Raw genomic sequence first — 17,369 nt, 5'->3', positions numbered from 1 at the left:
TCTACAAAAATAATTGTAAAGATAAACTTTGTAACGTTTACTCTTTAATGTTCTCTTGAACTTGCTATGTGGAATTTAATATTAAGCTATCAGAATGAAAGAAAGAATGAGTAAAATTGGAGTTGTAATTTTGAACTATAATTCTTATCAGGACACTATAAGTTTAGTGGAAAATATACAACTCCAGACTGTAGCTCAGAATATCTATATAATTATAGTTGATAATAATTCTCCAAATGGTTCTTTCGAAGAGCTATTCAAGTATAAACTAAAATATTCCAATGTAGAAGTTCTACAAACGGGAGCAAATTTGGGGTACGCAAAAGGAAATAATTTTGGCTTAAAATATTTGGAAAAGAATATTCATCCGGATTATGTAGCCATACTGAATAATGATATAATTCTTCCTAATAATTGTTTCGAAAAATTAATTGATAAATATTCAACACTAGAGAATCCTGCTATTATTGCTCCCATGGAAAGATCTCCAAATGGCAATGCGGCCATATTGGGGCCATTAAGATCTTTTTGGGAGGATATACTTTCTTTATCAATGCTGCATAGAGTATTAAATAAAAAGAAACCGGTTATTGTAGATAACACAAATAACCAAGCCATGAAAGTAGAAGTGATAGGAGGAAGTTTTATGTTTTCTGATTTCAAACGATTCAAACAATTAGGATACTTCTATCCTAAAACATTTCTCTATGTTGAGGAACGGTTCGTAGCGCATGCCGTGAAGCAACAGGGTTTTAATAATTATGTATTGCTTGAAGAATCTTATATTCATGATCATTCAGCAACTATCAATAGCTTTCACAACACTTATAGTAAATATAAATTGTGGCATAACGGCCTTATTGAGTATACGCTTGTCTGTCGCAAGTATGGGCGTTTAAAAGCAGGGTTATTGAGAATTTTAATGACTTTATCTCTGTTAGAAATTAAAACTGTTCACCGAATAAAAGGTGCTTTTAATTAATAATGAATAATTCTTCAATATCCCTAAAAGGTATAGCTACTTTTTTTTTGGTACTCATGTGTGTTCAATATATACCAATTGAGGGGTATAAGGCTAGTGATGTTAAAATCATTGCACTGCTATTTACTCCTTTTTTTTGGTTAAGTTTTACACCAAAAATATCAAAAGCAGTTATATGGGGCGCTATCTATTTATTTACAATCACAATTTCGATCCTATATAATAGTGAAAGTTTTCGCATAACCACAATTTTATATAAATTTTTCTTCGTTTTCATGTTTATCATGTATTACAATTTTATTTTCAAGGAAAAAATTTTTTCACCAAAACACTTTTTAAGTGTTATCAAGGGATTGCTCTATGCCTACATTATTGTTTTGCTCGTACAACAAGTTGCTATTCTGTCGGGTATTCGTTCACTCCCTATAATTAATCTTACTCATTTTTTAGACAGGGGCCTTGGAGCAAATTCACTGGCTATTGAACCGTCACATGCCGCGAGAATAATGACGGTATTAATGCTGATTTTCTTTCGCATGAGCGAAGTGGTATGGGGAAAAGAAAATATGCTTTTATCCAAACTGTTTAGAAATAATAAATGGTTATTCATAGGTTTTTTATGGGCAATGATCAGTATGGGGAGCGGGACTGCATTTGTGGGATTAGGAATCTTATCTTTATATTTTATGCAAAGACAATTCGTTTTTGTATTACTTAGCGGCTCTATTATTTTTTATTTTCTCATTCCTTCAATTAATTATGAACCCTTAAACAGAGCCAGAGCAAGTTTTGAAGCAGTGCAAACATTCGACCAGGAAGTAATTAAAAAAACAGATTACAGTGCTGCATCGAGGATAGTGCCACTAATAAATACCTTGACAGAAATTGAGCTCACAGAGCAAGACACATGGTTCGGAAAGGGAATAGATACTAATGCAACCGCAGATTATCTTAGTGAGGAGCAAAAAGTTGGAGGCATAAGCGATTACGGTCTAATAAGCTATATAGTATCAATCAGTTTTGTTTTCACTTGTTGTATCAGAAAAATTTTGTCTTTAGAGGCACTTATTTTTATTCTGTTATTAGGAGCCGGAATAAATAACATTGCATATGTCTGGGGGATTCTAATGTTATTTGCAACATCAAATTACTTTTTAAAAAATGCAGAACAATTTAACAATTGCGATTTGCGCTTACAATAGTGCAAATGTTATAGAAGAGACATTAGCTTGTGTTCTCAAACAAACCTTTCAAGAGTTTGATCTATTAATTATTAATGATTGCTCTTCCGACAATACTTTCAATGTTGTTCAAGATTTTTTGAAAAAGAATAAAAGGCAATTCAAATTAATCAATCTTGAGGAAAATAAAGGAATTGCCAATGCCCGCCAGTTAGCTTTAATTGAAGCAAAAACTAAATATTTACTTTTTATTGACTCAGATGATTTGCCCCATCCTTCCTTAGTTAAGAAGCAATACGAAATGATAATCTCCGACAAAAACATTATAGCAGTTAGTAGTTGGTTAAGGTATATAGATGAGAAAGGTGATAAGCTCAAAGGTGGCTTTTTTATCGGTTCAAGAACAAAGGAAGAATTTGATTCTTTGGCTCGCCGGGAAAAATTGATATTTCTACCAATTCAAACATTGTTTAATAGAGAAATTGCATTGCAGGTTGGAGGCTTTAGATTAGATAATTTTCCAATCGGAAAGCCAAGATATAGAGATTTTTGTGAGGACCTGGATTTATGGACAAGGATGAGCGATCTTTATAAGGATGGTAAATATATTATCACTATTCCTGAAGTACTTTATTACTATCGAAAAGGAAATGAAGGAGTATCCTCAAATGCTGTAGCGATGTCTTTAAAAATGAAATTTATCAAAAAGAATTTAAAATTACGTAGGGCAGGTTTTAACGAAATTTATTTCAACGATTTTATTGAAACTGTAACAGCAGCTGAAATTGATCAGTTACATAAAAATGCTAGAGCTGGTTATTTTTTACGGAATGGCTTTTTCCTTTTAAAGGATAAAAAATTTATAAAAGGGACATATTATTTATCGAAATCTATTTTTATGAATCCGGAACAATTCATGCAAAAATTAAAAGCAAATTCAGGTCTATTAAAATAGAATATGAAAACTCAAGAAGAATTATTAACAACACAAGTCATTGAATTTCTTAATAAAAATGCTCTATATGCTTTATTAAGAAATTTTGAAGGGCTACCAGAAAAAAATTTAAGTAAGGATATAGATATAATTATTGATAGAAGGGACTTCAAAAAGATCAAAAAAAGCATTATTGAATTGTTCCTATCCTTTGATTATAAGATTGTCACATATTATAAAAGTGAGAGAATGTATACTTTTATTTTATCAGACAAAGAATTTTCTTTTTTACAATTCGATTTCTTTTTTAATACTTCATTGCATGGAATTATTTTTCTAAAATCTAAGGATGTATTGGAAAAAAGATTATTCAATGGAAAGGTTTTTCACGTCTCCAAGGAATTTGAATTTTTAGACAAGTACCTATATCTCAAGGCTGTAAATCAAAGTTACCCTTCAAAATATTCTGATACTCTTCATTCCGTATTAAAGAACCCTAAAGTACTTGATGAGACAATTCAATCTGTTGTTGGATTGAAAAACTTTCATGAATTAGATAATTTATCTTCTCAGGAATTGAGATATAAATTTGTAATTAAAAATTTAAGAAGCAATTTCATTTCTATAGTGAGGAATTTATTTTTTGAGTTTTCGAATATATTCAGATCACAAGGTATATCAATGTCCTTTACCGGGCCAGATGGTGTGGGCAAAACGACGGTTATTGATAAACTTATCGAAAGGGTTTCGGGGAACCATGCAGAAGTAAAGCTTTTTCATCACAGGCCCACTGTAATTGGTAATATTGGTGCTGTAGCAAAAAATATTGGAGTTACGGAGAGCATAAATGATAATTATACTGATCCGCACCGAGGTAAAAAAAATAATTTGTTTAGTTCTTTTTTACGATTGAGTTATTACAGTTTTGATTATATAATTGGTTACTGGTTAAGAATAAAAAGGACATTATATAGAAGAGGTTTTATCATATTTGATCGTTACTATTCTGACATTATAGCAGATAGTAGAAGAAGCAGTATTTATATCAATTCAAAAATTCTTTACGCCTGGGGTAAGTTATTTATTCCCAAAATAGATTATAATTTCTTGGTTACAGCTGGATCAGATATTATACTTAGTCGTAAGCAAGAATTAGATAAGAAAGGTATTGAAGATATCAATGAAAAACTTCATTTTTTAGCTCAACATAAGGGCTATTATTTAATTAAAAATGAAGGAACTGCTGATGAAGCTTTGCAAAAAATATTAATGGTGGTTGTAGAGAATCAACATAGAAAGAATCTCAAACGTGCCTGCTAAGAATAGCCCCCTTTTTTTGATTCCATAAAATGACTAGAAAACGATTAAAAATTTTTGTTTCCGCCTATGCTTGTGAACCCAATCTCGGCTCCGAAATTGGAGTGGGATGGCATTGGGTATTAGAAATGTCAAAATACTTTGACCTCTGGGTGTTAACCAGGAAAAGTAACCAAGCGAATATTGAGTCGTGGATAAAAAATAATCCGGAGTATAACTCAATTAAATTTTTATATTTTGATTTGCCATATTATCTCCGTTTCTGGAAGAAAGGTTTACGCGGAGTTCGCACGTACTATTTATTATGGCAGAAACTAACTAATTCTCTTGTAAAAAGAACAATGGAAGAAAATGATATTGAAATTTACCATTTATTAACTTATGGAAATGCCTTGTGGCCTGTAAGCTCATATGGGAAAAAGAAGTTTTTCATTTGGGGACCTACCGGAGTTGGAGATACCATTCCAAAAGAATTTTCTAAACATTATGAAGTAAAAAGTAAAATTATCGAGTCGGTACGTAGGTTTTCAGTTAAAACCCTACCCTTAAACTCTGGTTTTAAAAATAGATGTGCGAATGCAAACCTTATTTTTTGCAAAACCGAAACGGCATCCAAAAGTATTCCTATTCAATACCGTAATAAAGCTTTAGTTTTTACAGATGTAGCAGTAGAAAGAATTGAAGGAGCACAAAATGAACAAAAAATAAGAACAGGCAAAATAATTCAATACTTGGCAGTTGGACGGCTGGATGCCTGGAGAGGGTTCGACCTACTTATAGAAGCCTTTGCCCAAGCTGTTAAGAATAATCAAAACATTCATTTAGAAATTTTAGGAAAGGGCTCTGATAAGCAACGTCTTGATAAGCTTGTGAATAAGTTTAAACTAGAAAGATTCGTTACATTGAGTGGTCAGGTAAGCCAAGAAGTCTATTATGAGAAAATGGCTTATTGTGACGTCGTAGTTAATCCTAGTTTAAAAGAGGGAGCGGTTACGACAGCTTTTGACTCAATGTCATTTAGTAAGCCTCTTATATGTGTCAATACAGGTGGCTATACTCGTTATTTCAATGAAGAATACGCAGTAGTTATTCCTCGTACAACACGTTCTGAGGTAATACAAAATTTATCAATCGGAATTTTGGAACTATCAGATCCTATGATGAGGAAGGTAAAAGGGGAGAAAGCAAACGAAATTGGTGGACATTTTGATTGGCAAAAAAAGGGGGAGCTTATCTTCAAAGAAATCACAAGAAAATATTCTGAGTTTCAAAGAAATTTAAGTTAGACTTATTTGAAAGGGTAATGAAGGGAGTTCTAAAGAAAGGAGGTGATAATCTATTTTATTCATTTTCTAATGATGATGGTAAACGATGGATAATGCCAAAACGAAGGATGTCTACGGCAATGAATCTCTATCAACCCAGTCATTGGAAAGGAAAATTAGCAAAATCTTTATTTCCATATGTAAATCAGATTAATTTTGTTCGCAATGTAATTGGAGCAGAAATGCACAATTATGAATTAGAAGATGAAATAAAGCATTTACTATGCAACTTGTTCAAAAAGAAAAATATTGAGTTTTCGGTTTTCTGCGGCACTCCTTCTGTTTTTCAGAAGAGTACAATTCAAATCAGTTTAGGAAACGAAATTCTGGGCTACTGCAAAGTTACTAGGAATGAAGAAATAAAAAAGATTTTTTTCCACGAGAATCAAGTATTGGAGTTTTTGAATAGAAGGGGAATCTCTTCCATCCCTGAATGCTTATATTCCGGAGCACTTAATAAAAATACTGAAGTATTTATTCAGAATACTATCAAAACGAATTCTTCAAAAATCACGAATAAATGGAGTGATTTGCATACTACCTTTTTAAATGACTTGCACCAAAAGACGCAAGTTAAGATTCCATTTGAGGAAACTGATTTCGCTCATTCCTTAAATGTATTAGAGGGATTCTTAGCATCTATGCCAACAGTAGATTCGGATTTAATCAAAAAAGCACTTTTAGCGGTAAGAAATTTTTTTGGTGAAGGTACTGTAGAATTTTCTGTCTTTCATGCTGATTTCACTCCTTGGAACATGTTTGTGGAAAAGGATGAGTTATTTGTTTTTGATTTCGAATATGCAAAATTTACGTTTCCACCATATTTAGATTTCTTTCACTTTATAACTCAAATTGAGATTATTGAAAAAAAATCGTCGCACGTTAATATTTATAATAGCTGCGAAATTTTCTCCCACAGAATACCTTATTTGAAACAAAACTTTTCTATTCAATACTTATCCTATTTATTAGCTGTTGTAGCCTTTTATTTTAAAATCAATAAGAAGGCATTAGGCAAAGATGATAAATGCTATAAGCGTTGGTTACCACTAATACGATTAATAGTAAACAAAAAGTTATAAATGGTGAAAGCAGTTAATATAGCCTACTCTTTTGATGATAATTATGCAAAATACGCAGGAATCTCCCTTTTTTCACTCTTAGTTAACAACCAGAAAATTGAACGGTTGAAAATTTTCATTATTGGTGAAAACATTAGCCTGGAAAATATCGAAAAATTGAAGGAAGTTGCTATTAAATTCAATAGGGAAATTACATTTATTGACATTTTTGATATTATTCCAAAAATGGATGTGATTCCTTCTTTTGGAATAAGTGCTTATGGGAGATTATTCCTCTCAAATTACCTGGACATCGATAAAGTTTATTATTTCGATAGCGACACTATTATTAACGATTCGATCCATGAAATTATTAATATTGATCTTGGAGAGGCCTTAGTAGCAGGGATTCAAGATTCAGTTAATCCTTATTATTTACATGAAATAGGGCTGGAAACTAGTGAGAAATATATTAACTCTGGTGGAGTTCTAATATTAAATCTCGCCCTTTGGAGGAAAATGGGAATAGAGCAAAAATGTTTGGACTTTTTAAAAAAATTCAATGGGAATCCACCTCATAACGATCAGGGAACAATAAATAATATCTGTAAAGGCTATATTAAAATACTTCACCCAAAGTTTAATTTAATGAATCCTATGCTATTGTTCAATGCCAAACAAATAAAAGATCTATTTAAAATACAAGAATATTATTCGCAAATACAATTAAAAGAGGCTGTGAATAATCCTGTTGTAATTCATTTTACAACTGAATTTTTTGATCGTCCATGGTTTCACAATTGTACTCATCCACTTAAGAATATTTTCCTTGGCTACATGAAAAGTTCTCCTTGGAACCTGAAACTAGAGAAAAATAAGCTCTCAAAAAATTGTAGGATTCAGAATTGGATTTATGATAACTGTCCCTTAAAAATTTATAAGTTGATGATACGCTATATTGAGATCAAACATCGCTTTATTACAAACTAAAGAATGAACAAAAAAAGGATAGTTTTTGTTCACTTGTTGAATGATTTTAGTGGTAGTCCTAAGGTTTTATCTCAGGTTATCCGGGGGGTGCATTCAAAACATGAAACGGGGCTTTTTACAGCAAAAAGCGAAAGCGGATTTTTGAATAATGTTGCAGATTACCATCAAACCTACTTTTACAAGAGGTACGAAAATAAAATTTTGACTCTCATAAGTTTTCTGATCTCCCAGGCTAGCCTTTTTTTTAAGATCATAGCAATTAGAAAGTCAATTGATGTTGTTTACATAAATACCATGCTACCATTTGGGGCTGCCCTGGCGGGAAAACTTACCGGGAAAGAAGTAATATACCATATCCACGAAACATCCATCAAACCAAAGGCTTTGAAGGTATTTTTAAGAAAAGTAATTCAGATCTCCGCTTCCAGATTGATCTATGTATCAGAATCCCTGCTGAAAGAAGAAAATTTTTCCGGGATCAAACAACAAGTTGTTTACAACGCCCTAGAAGAAGATTTTAAACTAAAATCGAATAAATCTATTCGAGCAGATAGATTAAAGGATCAATTCAATGTTTTGATGCTATGTTCACTTAAAGTCTATAAAGGAGTTGAAGAGTTCGTCGATGTCGCGAAAAAATGTGATAGTCATAGCATCTCTTTTACACTGGTCCTGAATGCAGAAATGAATGAGATAAGGAATTATTTTTCGGGTCGGGAATTACCTTCAAATATTATTCTAAAAAGCAAACAATCGGATGTACACCCTTTTTATGCAAAGGCAGATCTTGTGTTAAACCTTTCCAGACCGGATGAATGGGTTGAAACGTTCGGTCTTACGATCATAGAAGCTATGACTTACGGTATTCCTGTAATAGTTCCCCCTGTAGGCGGACCAGCAGAGATTGTAAGAGATGGAGTAGAGGGATATTTAATATCCTCCTATAATGTTTCAAAAATATCCAATCGAATTATTGAGTTATCAGAAGACTATGAGTTGTATAAAAAGCTCTCAGAAAATGCTCTTCAAAGATCACTAAGATTTAATGAAGACACTTTCCATAAGGAAATTTTAGAAGTTATAAATGACTAAGAAAATAGCTGTAGTTGGTACTGTTGGATTACCCGCAAAATATGGTGGTTTTGAAACTCTAACTGAACATCTGGTAAATAAAAAAGGAAATGAATTCGATTTTCTAATTTACTGCAGTAAAGCGGCCTACCCTGATGGACCCTTGACCTATAACAAAGCCACGTTAAAATACCTGCCTTTGAATGCTAATGGGATTCAAAGTATTCCTTACGATATTTGGGGTATTCTACATGGATTGCGAAAAAGTGATAGTTTACTTGTTCTGGGTGTCTCCGGATGTATCATTCTCCCATTTGTAAAACTTATTTCCAAAAAGAAGATCACGGTTAATATCGATGGTCTTGAATGGAAAAGAGAAAAGTGGGGCAAATTAGCAAAAAGATATCTGCGTTTTTCCGAAAAAATTGCTGTAAAATTTGCGGATGTCGTGGTTGCTGACAATAAAGTCATCCAAGACCATATTAAGAACAGTTATGGGAAAAATGCGGAACTAATAGCCTATGGGGCTGACCACACCAAAGCTCAAAATTTTTCTTCTGAAACTCTGAAGAATTTTCCATTTCTCAATGATGCTTATGGGTTTAAAGTTTGTCGAATAGAGCCTGAAAACAATATAGAACTTATTCTCGAAGCTTTTTCAGAATTTAAAAAACTAAATCTGGTGCTTGTCGGTAACTGGGAGGTTAGTGATTATGCTCGCAAATTGAGGTTGAGGTTTAAATCCCGTCCAAATCTGTTCCTTCTGGATCCTATTTATGATCAAGGCAAGTTAAACCAACTTAGAAGCAATTGTTATTTATACGTGCATGGCCATAGTGCTGGGGGAACTAATCCTTCTCTGGTAGAAGCTATGTATCTAGGTTTACCTATTCTTGCCTTTGGCGTTAATTATAATAGAGAGACTACAGGATCGAGCGCAGAATACTTCAATGATAAAGATTCATTAATTAGTTTGTTAAGAAGCAGCAATGAAATACAGTTAAAGAAAATTGGAAAGAAAATGAATGCTATTGCAGTTGAACATTACACATGGAAAAAGGTTTCAGAATCCTACGCCAGAATCCTTAGTAGCTAAATCACCTAGAAAAATAAAATTTTATTCCCCTTTCGTCCCCTACCCGATTGGAACTAACTATTAAAATCTTCCAATTATGAACATTCTTGATCAGGAAGTGATCCTGGAACTTTTTCGTGCAAATTACGAGCTGTTTATCCTGCTTGTTTTCCTGCTGACCTTTGGTTTGACTTTTTATATTATTCCTAAGGTCCTATGGGTAAGTAAGGAAAAGAACCTGATGGCAACAGTCAATGAGCGGAGTTCCCACTCTTTAGCGGTACCTACTTTTGGTGGAGTAGCTTTTTTTATCAGTATGATAATGGTGCTTACCATTCTTCAAAGCTTACGCCTTACCTATGTAGGGAACCATCTTATTGCGGCAATGACCATTTTATTCATGGTAGGCCTAAAGGATGATCTGGTAATTTCGACTGCCAAAGTAAAATTTATTGGACAGATCGCCGCCGCCTGTTTCCTGGTCTTCTCTCCCGAACTGCAGCTAACTAACCTGCACGGCTTTTTGGGGCTGCACCAGATCCCGGAAGCTCTTGGTTTTCTATTAAAGGGATTCCTGGTCCTTGCCATTATTAACTCATATAACCTTATTGATGGTATAGATGGCCTGGCTGCAATTGTAGGCATTGTGATCACTAGTGTTTATGCCCTGGTGTTCTACTTAACAGGGGAGCCTTTTTTTGTACTGGTGAGCATCAGTCTCGCCGGAATTTTGGCGGCATTTCTGCGATTCAACTTTTCAAGGAGCAGGAACAAGATCTTTATGGGGGATTCCGGCAGTCTGCTTGTTGGTCTTATTCTGGCTTTTCTTACCTTAAAACACCTCGCTTTGGAGCCTTACGCGCCTATTTTGGCTGAAGGCTATCATCCCGGCAACCGCTTATTGTTCCTGGCCTGTGTATTGTTCATTCCTGCTTTTGATACGCTAAGGGTGATCATTATAAGAAAGATAAATGGAGAAAGTCCTTTTTCTCCCGATCGTAATCATGCCCATCACGTCTTACTGGACCTGGGATTATCCCATTTCAAAGCCAGCCTCAGCCTTGGCTTTTTAAATCTCATCGTGATCTCGATCTATTTATCCCTGGCAAATATCCTTAGTCAGCCCTGGCTGCTTTTCCTGGTAGTCCTCCTCTATTCTACCGCTTTTGTTCTTTTTGCATGGCTAAAAATAGTGGGTGCGAGAATGGCGAAGGGATCTGTGGTAGGAAGTAGATGAAGTTAGATCTACGAAATACGAGGTACGAAAATTACTCTACAGGTAAGCTTTTTGACTCCCTTTAGGGGAGGGGTAAAACAAAAAGCTTATTACTCAAATCCCCTTGTTCTCGATACTAATTTGTTTCTGCTACCGCAGCTCCAAATTCATTACGGAACGGCTTTTTTGGCTCCCTTTAGTCCCGATAGCTATCGGGAGGGGCAAAACAAAAAAGCTCCACAAACAGGCAACAGGCAACAGGCAACAGGCAACAGGCAACAGGCAACTGGCAACAGGCAACTGGCAACAGGCAACTGGCAACAGGCAACTGGCAACAGGCAACTGGCAACCACAGAACAACCGCTTTCCGGGCTTTGAGCCGCGGAAAGGGTTATAAAGGCAGACAACCGACAACTGACAACTGACAACCGACAAAAACTTAACAAATTATCATTAAGAAAATCTTAACTATTCAACTATCTTCGCGACCTCTAAATAAAAACATGAAATTCAGATTACCCCTACTTGGATTACTGGCTCTGCTGCTGGCAAGCTCCTGCGTTTCAAGAAAGAAGATCACCTACTACCAAAACATGGAAGCGGTGGAAAAAGAAGCAGCTGCAGCTAAAAAAGGACTGGAAATAATGCCCAATGATCTGCTGGTGATAAATGTGGCTGCCAAAAATCTTGAATCGGTACAACCTTTTAATTTGCCGGTAGTTGGAATGCCCAGCACTGGTGATGCAACAAGAGTAAGTGGACAACCCCAATTACAAACTTATTTAGTCGATAGTGAAGGGCACATCGAATTTCCTGTTTTAGGTACGCTCAAAGTTTCTGGTATGACCCGGCAGGAGCTCTCCCAAATGCTGGAAGAAAAGATCTCTGCTTATGTGCAGGAACCCATTATTAATATTCGTATCGTGAATTTCCAGGTGACCGTACTGGGCGAGGTTAACAATCCGGGTACCTTTAGTATTCCCGACGAATACCTGTCCCTGAACAAGGCTTTAGGTTTTGCCGGGGATCTTAGCATCTACGGTAAACGTGACAACGTCCTCATCATAAGGGAAACCCTGGAAGGCAAAACATATAACTATGTGGATCTTACAGATGCCAACCTGCTGAATTCCCCTTTTTACTACCTGCAGCAGAATGATGTAGTGTACGTAGAACCCAACAATGCTCAAAAACAAGGCGCGGCCTATAACCGCAACGCTACAGTATATATCTCGATCGCTTCGGTATTGATCTCGCTCGCGATCCTGTTAACGAATTAAATCATGTCCCAAAACACCCCTCCCAATTACCGTCCGCCGCAGGAAGAGGAGATCGACCTGCGTGAAGAGCTTACAAAATACCTTAGACACTGGCCATGGTTTGTTGCCGGGGTACTAGTATGTTTACTGGGAGCTTTCCTGTACCTGCGTTATACCACTCCGGTCTACAATACTGTCGCTACAATAATAATTAAGGATGAGGACAAGAACGGTGGCAGCGCCGGCCTTGAAGCCTTTGCCGATCTTGGAATGTTCAATGGATTGGGAACCAATTCCATAGAAAATGAAATAGGGATCCTTAAATCCCGGCGGTTGTTAAATAGTGTGGGGCAAAATCTGCAACTACAGGTAAGGTATTTCGAAAAAGGAACAGTGCGCACCAACGAGCTCTACCAGGATCGCCCCTTCAATATCCAGGTACTGGAGTACAATGAGGAAAAACTGGAAGACCTGGGCTTCTTTGAGGTAAATATCCTGGACGCTACTTCTTTTGAGATTTCCAATCCAGAGCTGGGCTTTACAAAAAAAGCTGCTTTTGGCAATCCCGTGGAGCTACCTTTTGGGGGCATTATCCTTACCCCAAAATTTGAAGCAGGGAAAGAAAAAATTGATAAGACCATCCTTGTTTCCTTCGGAAGTCTGGAAGGGGCCGTGGATTCCTACCGAAGTCGCCTGCAGGTAAATCTTACCGACAAGAATTCTACTCTTATTGAGCTTGCGCTGCAGGATGCTGTACGTAGAAAGGCACAGGATATCCTGGACAGGTTGATCTATGAATATAACCGCGAGGCCATTGAAGACAAAAACCAGGTTTCGCTAAATACTGCGGAATTTATTGAAGAACGCCTTGCCATTATTTCTTCTGAACTGGATTCGGTAGAAACAGGAAAACAGGAATTCAAGACAGAAAACCGCCTTACCAACATAGAAGCCGAATCGCAATTGTACATTGAGAATGCGAGCGAATTCAGGAAAGAACAGCTGGAAGTGGAGACCCAGCTGGAGCTGGCGAATACCATGATAGACTACCTGCGTAATGATAAGGACGGTTTATTGCCTGCAAATCTTGGATTTAGTGAAGCCAGCCTGGTATCTGCTATTCAGGCCTACAACCAGATGGTGCTGGAACGCAACCGGGTACTTTCAGGTTCAACCGAACTCAACCCTGTAGTGGTCAATCTGAACGACCAGATCGCCGATATGAAAGCGAATGTAATGCAAAGCCTGGTCAACCTGCGCAATTCTTTACAGATCTCCCGCAAAGACCTTTCTGCAAGGGAAGCGAGTATCAATTCCCAGATCGCGGGAGTGCCATCAAAGGAAAAACAATTCCGGGGCATTCTGCGTCAGCAAAACATTAAAGAAGCCCTTTACCTGTTCCTGCTTCAAAAAAGGGAAGAAACCAACCTGTCTTTAGCCGCGACCGCACCTAAAGCCAAGATCGTTGATGCTGCCTACAGCTCAAAACAACCTGTCTCTCCAAAGTCAAAGATCATTCTACTGGCTGCCCTTATTTTGGGAGTGTTGATCCCTTTCCTGGTGATCTACATCAAGAACCTTATGAACAATAAGGTACAGAGCCGTGCCGATATGGAGAATGAGGTAAAACAGATCCCGTTGGTGGGTGAGATCCCTAAATTGTCCCGCGGACAAAAGGAGATCATTGAAAACCAGGACCGCTCGGTACTTGCTGAATCCTTCAGGATCCTGCATACAAACCTACAGTACTTATTAGTAAATGCCGGCGCGAAACCCGGTGGGAACACCATCTTTATCACCTCTACCGTAAAGGGAGAAGGAAAGACCTTTGTCGCCTTTAACCTTGCCATTACCCTGGCACAAGCAGAAAAGAAAGTCCTGATCGTTGGAGGTGACCTGCGCAACCCACAGTTACAGCGTTTTGAGTCTGGCGCAAAGGATCACCGTGGGGTGAGCGATTACCTGGTGAATACGGGTCTTGAACTAAAAGAACTTATTCAGTCTTCAAAGCTGCATAATAATCTTGACCTGCTGGTTTCGGGTAGCATCCCTCCCAATCCGTCCGAACTTTGGCGTCAGGAGAAAACAGCTACACTATTTTCTAAACTGGAGGAGATGTACGACTATATAATAGTGGATACAGCCCCCGCCATGCTGGTAACAGACACCTTTCTTATCAACAAATATGCAGACCTAACCCTGTACCTCGTAAGAGCAGGCTATACCGAAAAGAAACTTTTAAACTTCGCGGTAGAAGCAAAACAACAGGGCAAACTTGGAGATGTAGGTTATATCCTCAATGATGTGGAAGCCGCTCATTTTGGCTACGGGAATAAATACGGTTATTACTATGCTTATGGCGAAGAGCAGGACAGCTTCTGGAAGAAATTAAAGAACAGGGCTGCGTTCTGGTAGAACGAAGTTAGATTTTAGAAGTACGAAGTTAGAAGTAGGTTGTCGCACTGACCCAGACCGTAGGGAGGATTAGTCGAAGTATGTAAGTTTTTTGGCTCCCTGTAGTCCGGATAACTATCTGGAGGGGCACACCGGAAGAAGGTGGCTAATTCAAAAACTTCGTAGAAAAACTAATTCTTTTGCCCCGCTCTAAAGGCTGAGAATTAGTTTTTCTTTCAACAACCAAAAACCGTAACTAAAAGTCTTGAAACATTTTTCCGCCTCCCAATAGTCCGACTGCTATTGGGAGGAACAAACCGGACAAAGAAATAAAAAAACTTTTTTCCGGCTCCCTTTAGTCCCGATAGCTATCGGGAGGGGCAAAACGGAAAAAGGTTTCCGCCTCCTCCCGATCCTTCGGGATAGTCCCGATAGCTATCGGGAGGGGCAAAGCAGAAAAAGGGAAACAAGCTTAAAAATATCCTTGAAAAACTAATTCTTATACTCCACTAGGAATTTGGTGCTTGGTGCTTGGAATTTGTTACTTGGTGCTTGGAATTTGGTGCTTCCCATTATTTTATGATTTTTTTAAATAGACTTTTCTTACGTCGGGAGATTTATTTTACATTTGGCTCCCTACTGGAATAACCATCATTTACATTTTTAAACTTTAAATGCTAATCTTAAAACCAATCTATGAAAACTAAAATTACCCGCTATTCACGTAGGGTTGTTATTTTTACCGGCATGCTGTTTATGTCGGTTCTGCTTTGGAACTGTGATACACAGGACCTGGAATTTATCGATCCTTATGAATTTGTAAATGATGATTTCGACGGGATCCCCGACCTGTCTGAAGTTATTGATGAAGATCCTGAGATCGTTGAGCCCGAAGTAGGAACTGTAGAGAAGTCGGCAGAGACCCAGGCTTTGATCAGTGATATTCTTAATGCAGGGGCCACCGGAGAGATAAGCCAGGAATCAAAGGAGAAACTGCAAAGTGTGGAGACCTACACTCAGCAACTTTCTGCTGCTGTGAATGAGCAGGCTCAAAACCTTACTACTGCAGACATCGCAAATATCCTTGACCCGGCGCAGGAATTGAACGCCGATCTTGAACAATTAAGAGAAAGCCTTAAGTCTGCTCCTGCCTCTGTTAGAGCATTATTGCCAAAGATCCAGCTAACGGTGGATTTTGAAGATCTGCCTGGTACTGCAGCTCAAGCCAATGCACAAGCCCAGCCCTCATATACCCCTTTTGATGCATTTATGCAAACTGTTAGTGGGCCATGTGCCGATGCTGCTTATGCTGCTTATGACGCTAAAATATTATTACTAACAGAGCAAAGGGATGCTAACTTCTTTATCATTGAAAGTAACTATGCCCGTCGTCTTGACGAAGCCGATGATCGTCTTGTAGAGCGACAAAATGCACAAGCCGACAGACTGGAGACGATAAGGACCGAAATGATCGATGCCACAGGAGACATTCTTGCAGCAGCCGAAGAAGCAGAAAGTCTTGGAGAAACAGAGACTGCTGCGCAACTAAGACAACTGGCGCTTTTATACGCCGTGGATGCTCGCACCGCACTGGCTGAGTGGAACGGTCTTGTGCTTGAATTATTGGAAGTACGCATGACCCAGGAAAAAGCACAGGCCCTGGCAATACGTGAGGCAAAAACTGCTGAAGTTACCACCGAATTTTTAGCAGCAAAAACACAGGCCGATGCGATACTACAGCAATCCCTTGAAGACTGTCACAACCAGGGCTCTGGAAACTAATTATACAATCAAGAAAACCAAACCAATGAATAAAAATATACTATTAGTAATTTGTCTAGGCTTCTTTAGCTTTTCTTCTATTGCCCAGGTCAAATTGAATAATATAAGCGCAGGCGCATCCTACTGGCACCGCACCTACTCTGAACAAAATGAAAAATTCTTCCTCATAAGCTATGATGCCAATGAGGATTTCACCCAGGGTGGGGTCATGCCACACCTGGGGGCAGAACTTAACCTTTTTCAAAACCTGGCCCTGGATGCAAGAGTGGGTTACTGGACAGCCGACTATGAAGCCCAGGGAAAATTTGGAGAACTAAGACTGGATGAGAAGATCGAGCAAACCATCATACCTGTTTCTGCAGGATTGGTCTATCGTTTTCCCAACCTGGTAAGAGAAGATCTAAATCTTTTTGTAGGTGCGGGAATGAACAGGTACTTTATTCAGAATAAAGTAAGCCGTACAATAACGGGAGGTACAGGTACAAATGAAGAAGATACCTTTAGCGGGAACAGCTATGGGGTTAATGCCAAAGCGGGACTGGAGTACTATTTTACAGACGCATTAGGGCTGGCTCTGGAAACCCGTTATAACGCCGGGTATTACAATCAAACCTTCCAGGCTGTAACTACTGAAGAGCCTGTAAGGGAAAGAGTTTCTGTGCGGGGTCTGGAAGTTGGTCTTAGCCTGCGTTACCGTTTCTCCGGAAGCTCTGCCGAGGCAACTGCCAATGAGTAAAAGCCATTTTAAATTTCTTAACCTGCCTCTGCTTTGCGTTCTCTAT

The 17,369-nt window shown here is 37.8% G+C and carries 15 protein-coding genes; all 15 read left to right on the top strand.

The genetic code is table 11. The features are described 5' to 3' along the window. Nucleotides 1-94: 94 nt before the first annotated feature. On the top strand, nt 95-982 hold the full coding sequence (locus OU683_RS11615; protein ID WP_268138444.1) for a glycosyltransferase: 888 nt from the start codon (nt 95-97) through the stop codon (nt 980-982). Nucleotides 983-984: 2 nt separating this feature from the next. Further along, the gene (locus OU683_RS11610; protein WP_268138441.1) at nt 985-2,184 is read left to right on the top strand and encodes a hypothetical protein; all 1,200 of its coding nucleotides are present in this window, start codon (nt 985-987) and stop codon (nt 2,182-2,184) included. After that, complete coding sequence (locus tag OU683_RS11605; RefSeq protein WP_268138438.1) at nt 2,144-3,118, top strand: glycosyltransferase family 2 protein; 975 nt, start codon at nt 2,144-2,146, stop codon at nt 3,116-3,118. Before OU683_RS11610 ends, OU683_RS11605 begins: the two co-directional genes overlap by 41 nt. 3 nt (nt 3,119-3,121) lie before the next feature. Next, nucleotides 3,122-4,417: a hypothetical protein gene (locus OU683_RS11600; RefSeq protein ID WP_268138435.1), complete on the top strand. Its 1,296-nt coding sequence runs from the start codon at nt 3,122-3,124 to the stop codon at nt 4,415-4,417. A 29-nt stretch (nt 4,418-4,446) separates the two neighbouring features. Further along, entirely contained in the window at nt 4,447-5,700 is a 1,254-nt protein-coding gene (locus tag OU683_RS11595; RefSeq protein ID WP_268138433.1) for a glycosyltransferase, read from the top strand. A 17-nt stretch (nt 5,701-5,717) separates the two neighbouring features. Further along, nucleotides 5,718-6,821 carry a phosphotransferase gene (locus OU683_RS11590; protein WP_268138432.1) on the top strand — a complete coding sequence of 368 codons (1,104 nt, stop codon included), beginning with the start codon at nt 5,718-5,720 and terminating at the stop codon, nt 6,819-6,821. Next, nucleotides 6,822-7,790: a glycosyltransferase family 8 protein gene (locus tag OU683_RS11585; RefSeq protein ID WP_268138430.1), complete on the top strand. Its 969-nt coding sequence runs from the start codon at nt 6,822-6,824 to the stop codon at nt 7,788-7,790. A 3-nt stretch (nt 7,791-7,793) separates the two neighbouring features. Further along, a complete protein-coding gene (locus OU683_RS11580; RefSeq protein WP_268138428.1) occupies nt 7,794-8,882 on the top strand; it encodes a glycosyltransferase family 4 protein in 1,089 nt (362 codons plus the stop codon). Continuing rightward, nucleotides 8,875-9,957: a DUF1972 domain-containing protein gene (locus OU683_RS11575; RefSeq protein ID WP_268138426.1), complete on the top strand. Its 1,083-nt coding sequence runs from the start codon at nt 8,875-8,877 to the stop codon at nt 9,955-9,957. Before OU683_RS11580 ends, OU683_RS11575 begins: the two co-directional genes overlap by 8 nt. A 76-nt stretch (nt 9,958-10,033) precedes the next feature. Next, nucleotides 10,034-11,173, top strand: coding sequence for a glycosyltransferase family 4 protein (locus OU683_RS11570; protein ID WP_268138424.1), 1,140 nt, complete (start codon nt 10,034-10,036; stop codon nt 11,171-11,173). Nucleotides 11,174-11,224: 51 nt separating this feature from the next. Then, on the top strand, nt 11,225-11,530 hold the full coding sequence (locus OU683_RS11565; RefSeq protein WP_268138422.1) for a hypothetical protein: 306 nt from the start codon (nt 11,225-11,227) through the stop codon (nt 11,528-11,530). A 125-nt stretch (nt 11,531-11,655) separates the two neighbouring features. Continuing rightward, complete coding sequence (locus tag OU683_RS11560; RefSeq protein WP_268138420.1) at nt 11,656-12,432, top strand: polysaccharide biosynthesis/export family protein; 777 nt, start codon at nt 11,656-11,658, stop codon at nt 12,430-12,432. 3 nt (nt 12,433-12,435) lie between these two features. Further along, entirely contained in the window at nt 12,436-14,826 is a 2,391-nt protein-coding gene (locus OU683_RS11555; protein WP_268138417.1) for a GumC family protein, read from the top strand. 675 nt (nt 14,827-15,501) lie between these two features. Continuing rightward, nucleotides 15,502-16,587: a hypothetical protein gene (locus OU683_RS11550; protein ID WP_268138415.1), complete on the top strand. Its 1,086-nt coding sequence runs from the start codon at nt 15,502-15,504 to the stop codon at nt 16,585-16,587. A gap of 25 nt (nt 16,588-16,612) precedes the next feature. Next, nucleotides 16,613-17,323, top strand: a complete 711-nt coding sequence (locus OU683_RS11545; RefSeq protein ID WP_268138413.1) for an outer membrane beta-barrel protein — start codon at nt 16,613-16,615, stop codon at nt 17,321-17,323. The last annotated feature ends 46 nt before the right edge of the window (nt 17,324-17,369 follow it).

The sequence above is a fragment of the Salinimicrobium sp. TH3 genome, from assembly GCF_026676115.1.
Classification (GTDB): Bacteria; Bacteroidota; Bacteroidia; order Flavobacteriales; family Flavobacteriaceae; genus Salinimicrobium.
Note: the sequence above shows the minus strand (reverse complement) of the source record. Positions and strands in the feature narration are given on the sequence as shown.

Excerpts from the sequence above, each read along its gene's own strand:
- OU683_RS11615 (WP_268138444.1), top strand. The coding sequence starts at position 95 with ATGAAAGAAAGAATGAGTAAAATTGGAGTTGTAATTTTGAACTATAAT.
- OU683_RS11610 (WP_268138441.1), top strand. The coding sequence starts at position 985 with ATGAATAATTCTTCAATATCCCTAAAAGGTATAGCTACTTTTTTTTTG.
- OU683_RS11605 (WP_268138438.1), top strand. The coding sequence starts at position 2,144 with ATGCAGAACAATTTAACAATTGCGATTTGCGCTTACAATAGTGCAAAT.
- OU683_RS11600 (WP_268138435.1), top strand. The coding sequence starts at position 3,122 with ATGAAAACTCAAGAAGAATTATTAACAACACAAGTCATTGAATTTCTT.
- OU683_RS11595 (WP_268138433.1), top strand. The coding sequence starts at position 4,447 with ATGACTAGAAAACGATTAAAAATTTTTGTTTCCGCCTATGCTTGTGAA.
- OU683_RS11590 (WP_268138432.1), top strand. The coding sequence starts at position 5,718 with ATGAAGGGAGTTCTAAAGAAAGGAGGTGATAATCTATTTTATTCATTT.
- OU683_RS11585 (WP_268138430.1), top strand. The coding sequence starts at position 6,822 with ATGGTGAAAGCAGTTAATATAGCCTACTCTTTTGATGATAATTATGCA.
- OU683_RS11580 (WP_268138428.1), top strand. The coding sequence starts at position 7,794 with ATGAACAAAAAAAGGATAGTTTTTGTTCACTTGTTGAATGATTTTAGT.
- OU683_RS11575 (WP_268138426.1), top strand. The coding sequence starts at position 8,875 with ATGACTAAGAAAATAGCTGTAGTTGGTACTGTTGGATTACCCGCAAAA.
- OU683_RS11570 (WP_268138424.1), top strand. The coding sequence starts at position 10,034 with ATGAACATTCTTGATCAGGAAGTGATCCTGGAACTTTTTCGTGCAAAT.
- OU683_RS11560 (WP_268138420.1), top strand. The coding sequence starts at position 11,656 with ATGAAATTCAGATTACCCCTACTTGGATTACTGGCTCTGCTGCTGGCA.
- OU683_RS11555 (WP_268138417.1), top strand. The coding sequence starts at position 12,436 with ATGTCCCAAAACACCCCTCCCAATTACCGTCCGCCGCAGGAAGAGGAG.
- OU683_RS11550 (WP_268138415.1), top strand. The coding sequence starts at position 15,502 with ATGAAAACTAAAATTACCCGCTATTCACGTAGGGTTGTTATTTTTACC.
- OU683_RS11545 (WP_268138413.1), top strand. The coding sequence starts at position 16,613 with ATGAATAAAAATATACTATTAGTAATTTGTCTAGGCTTCTTTAGCTTT.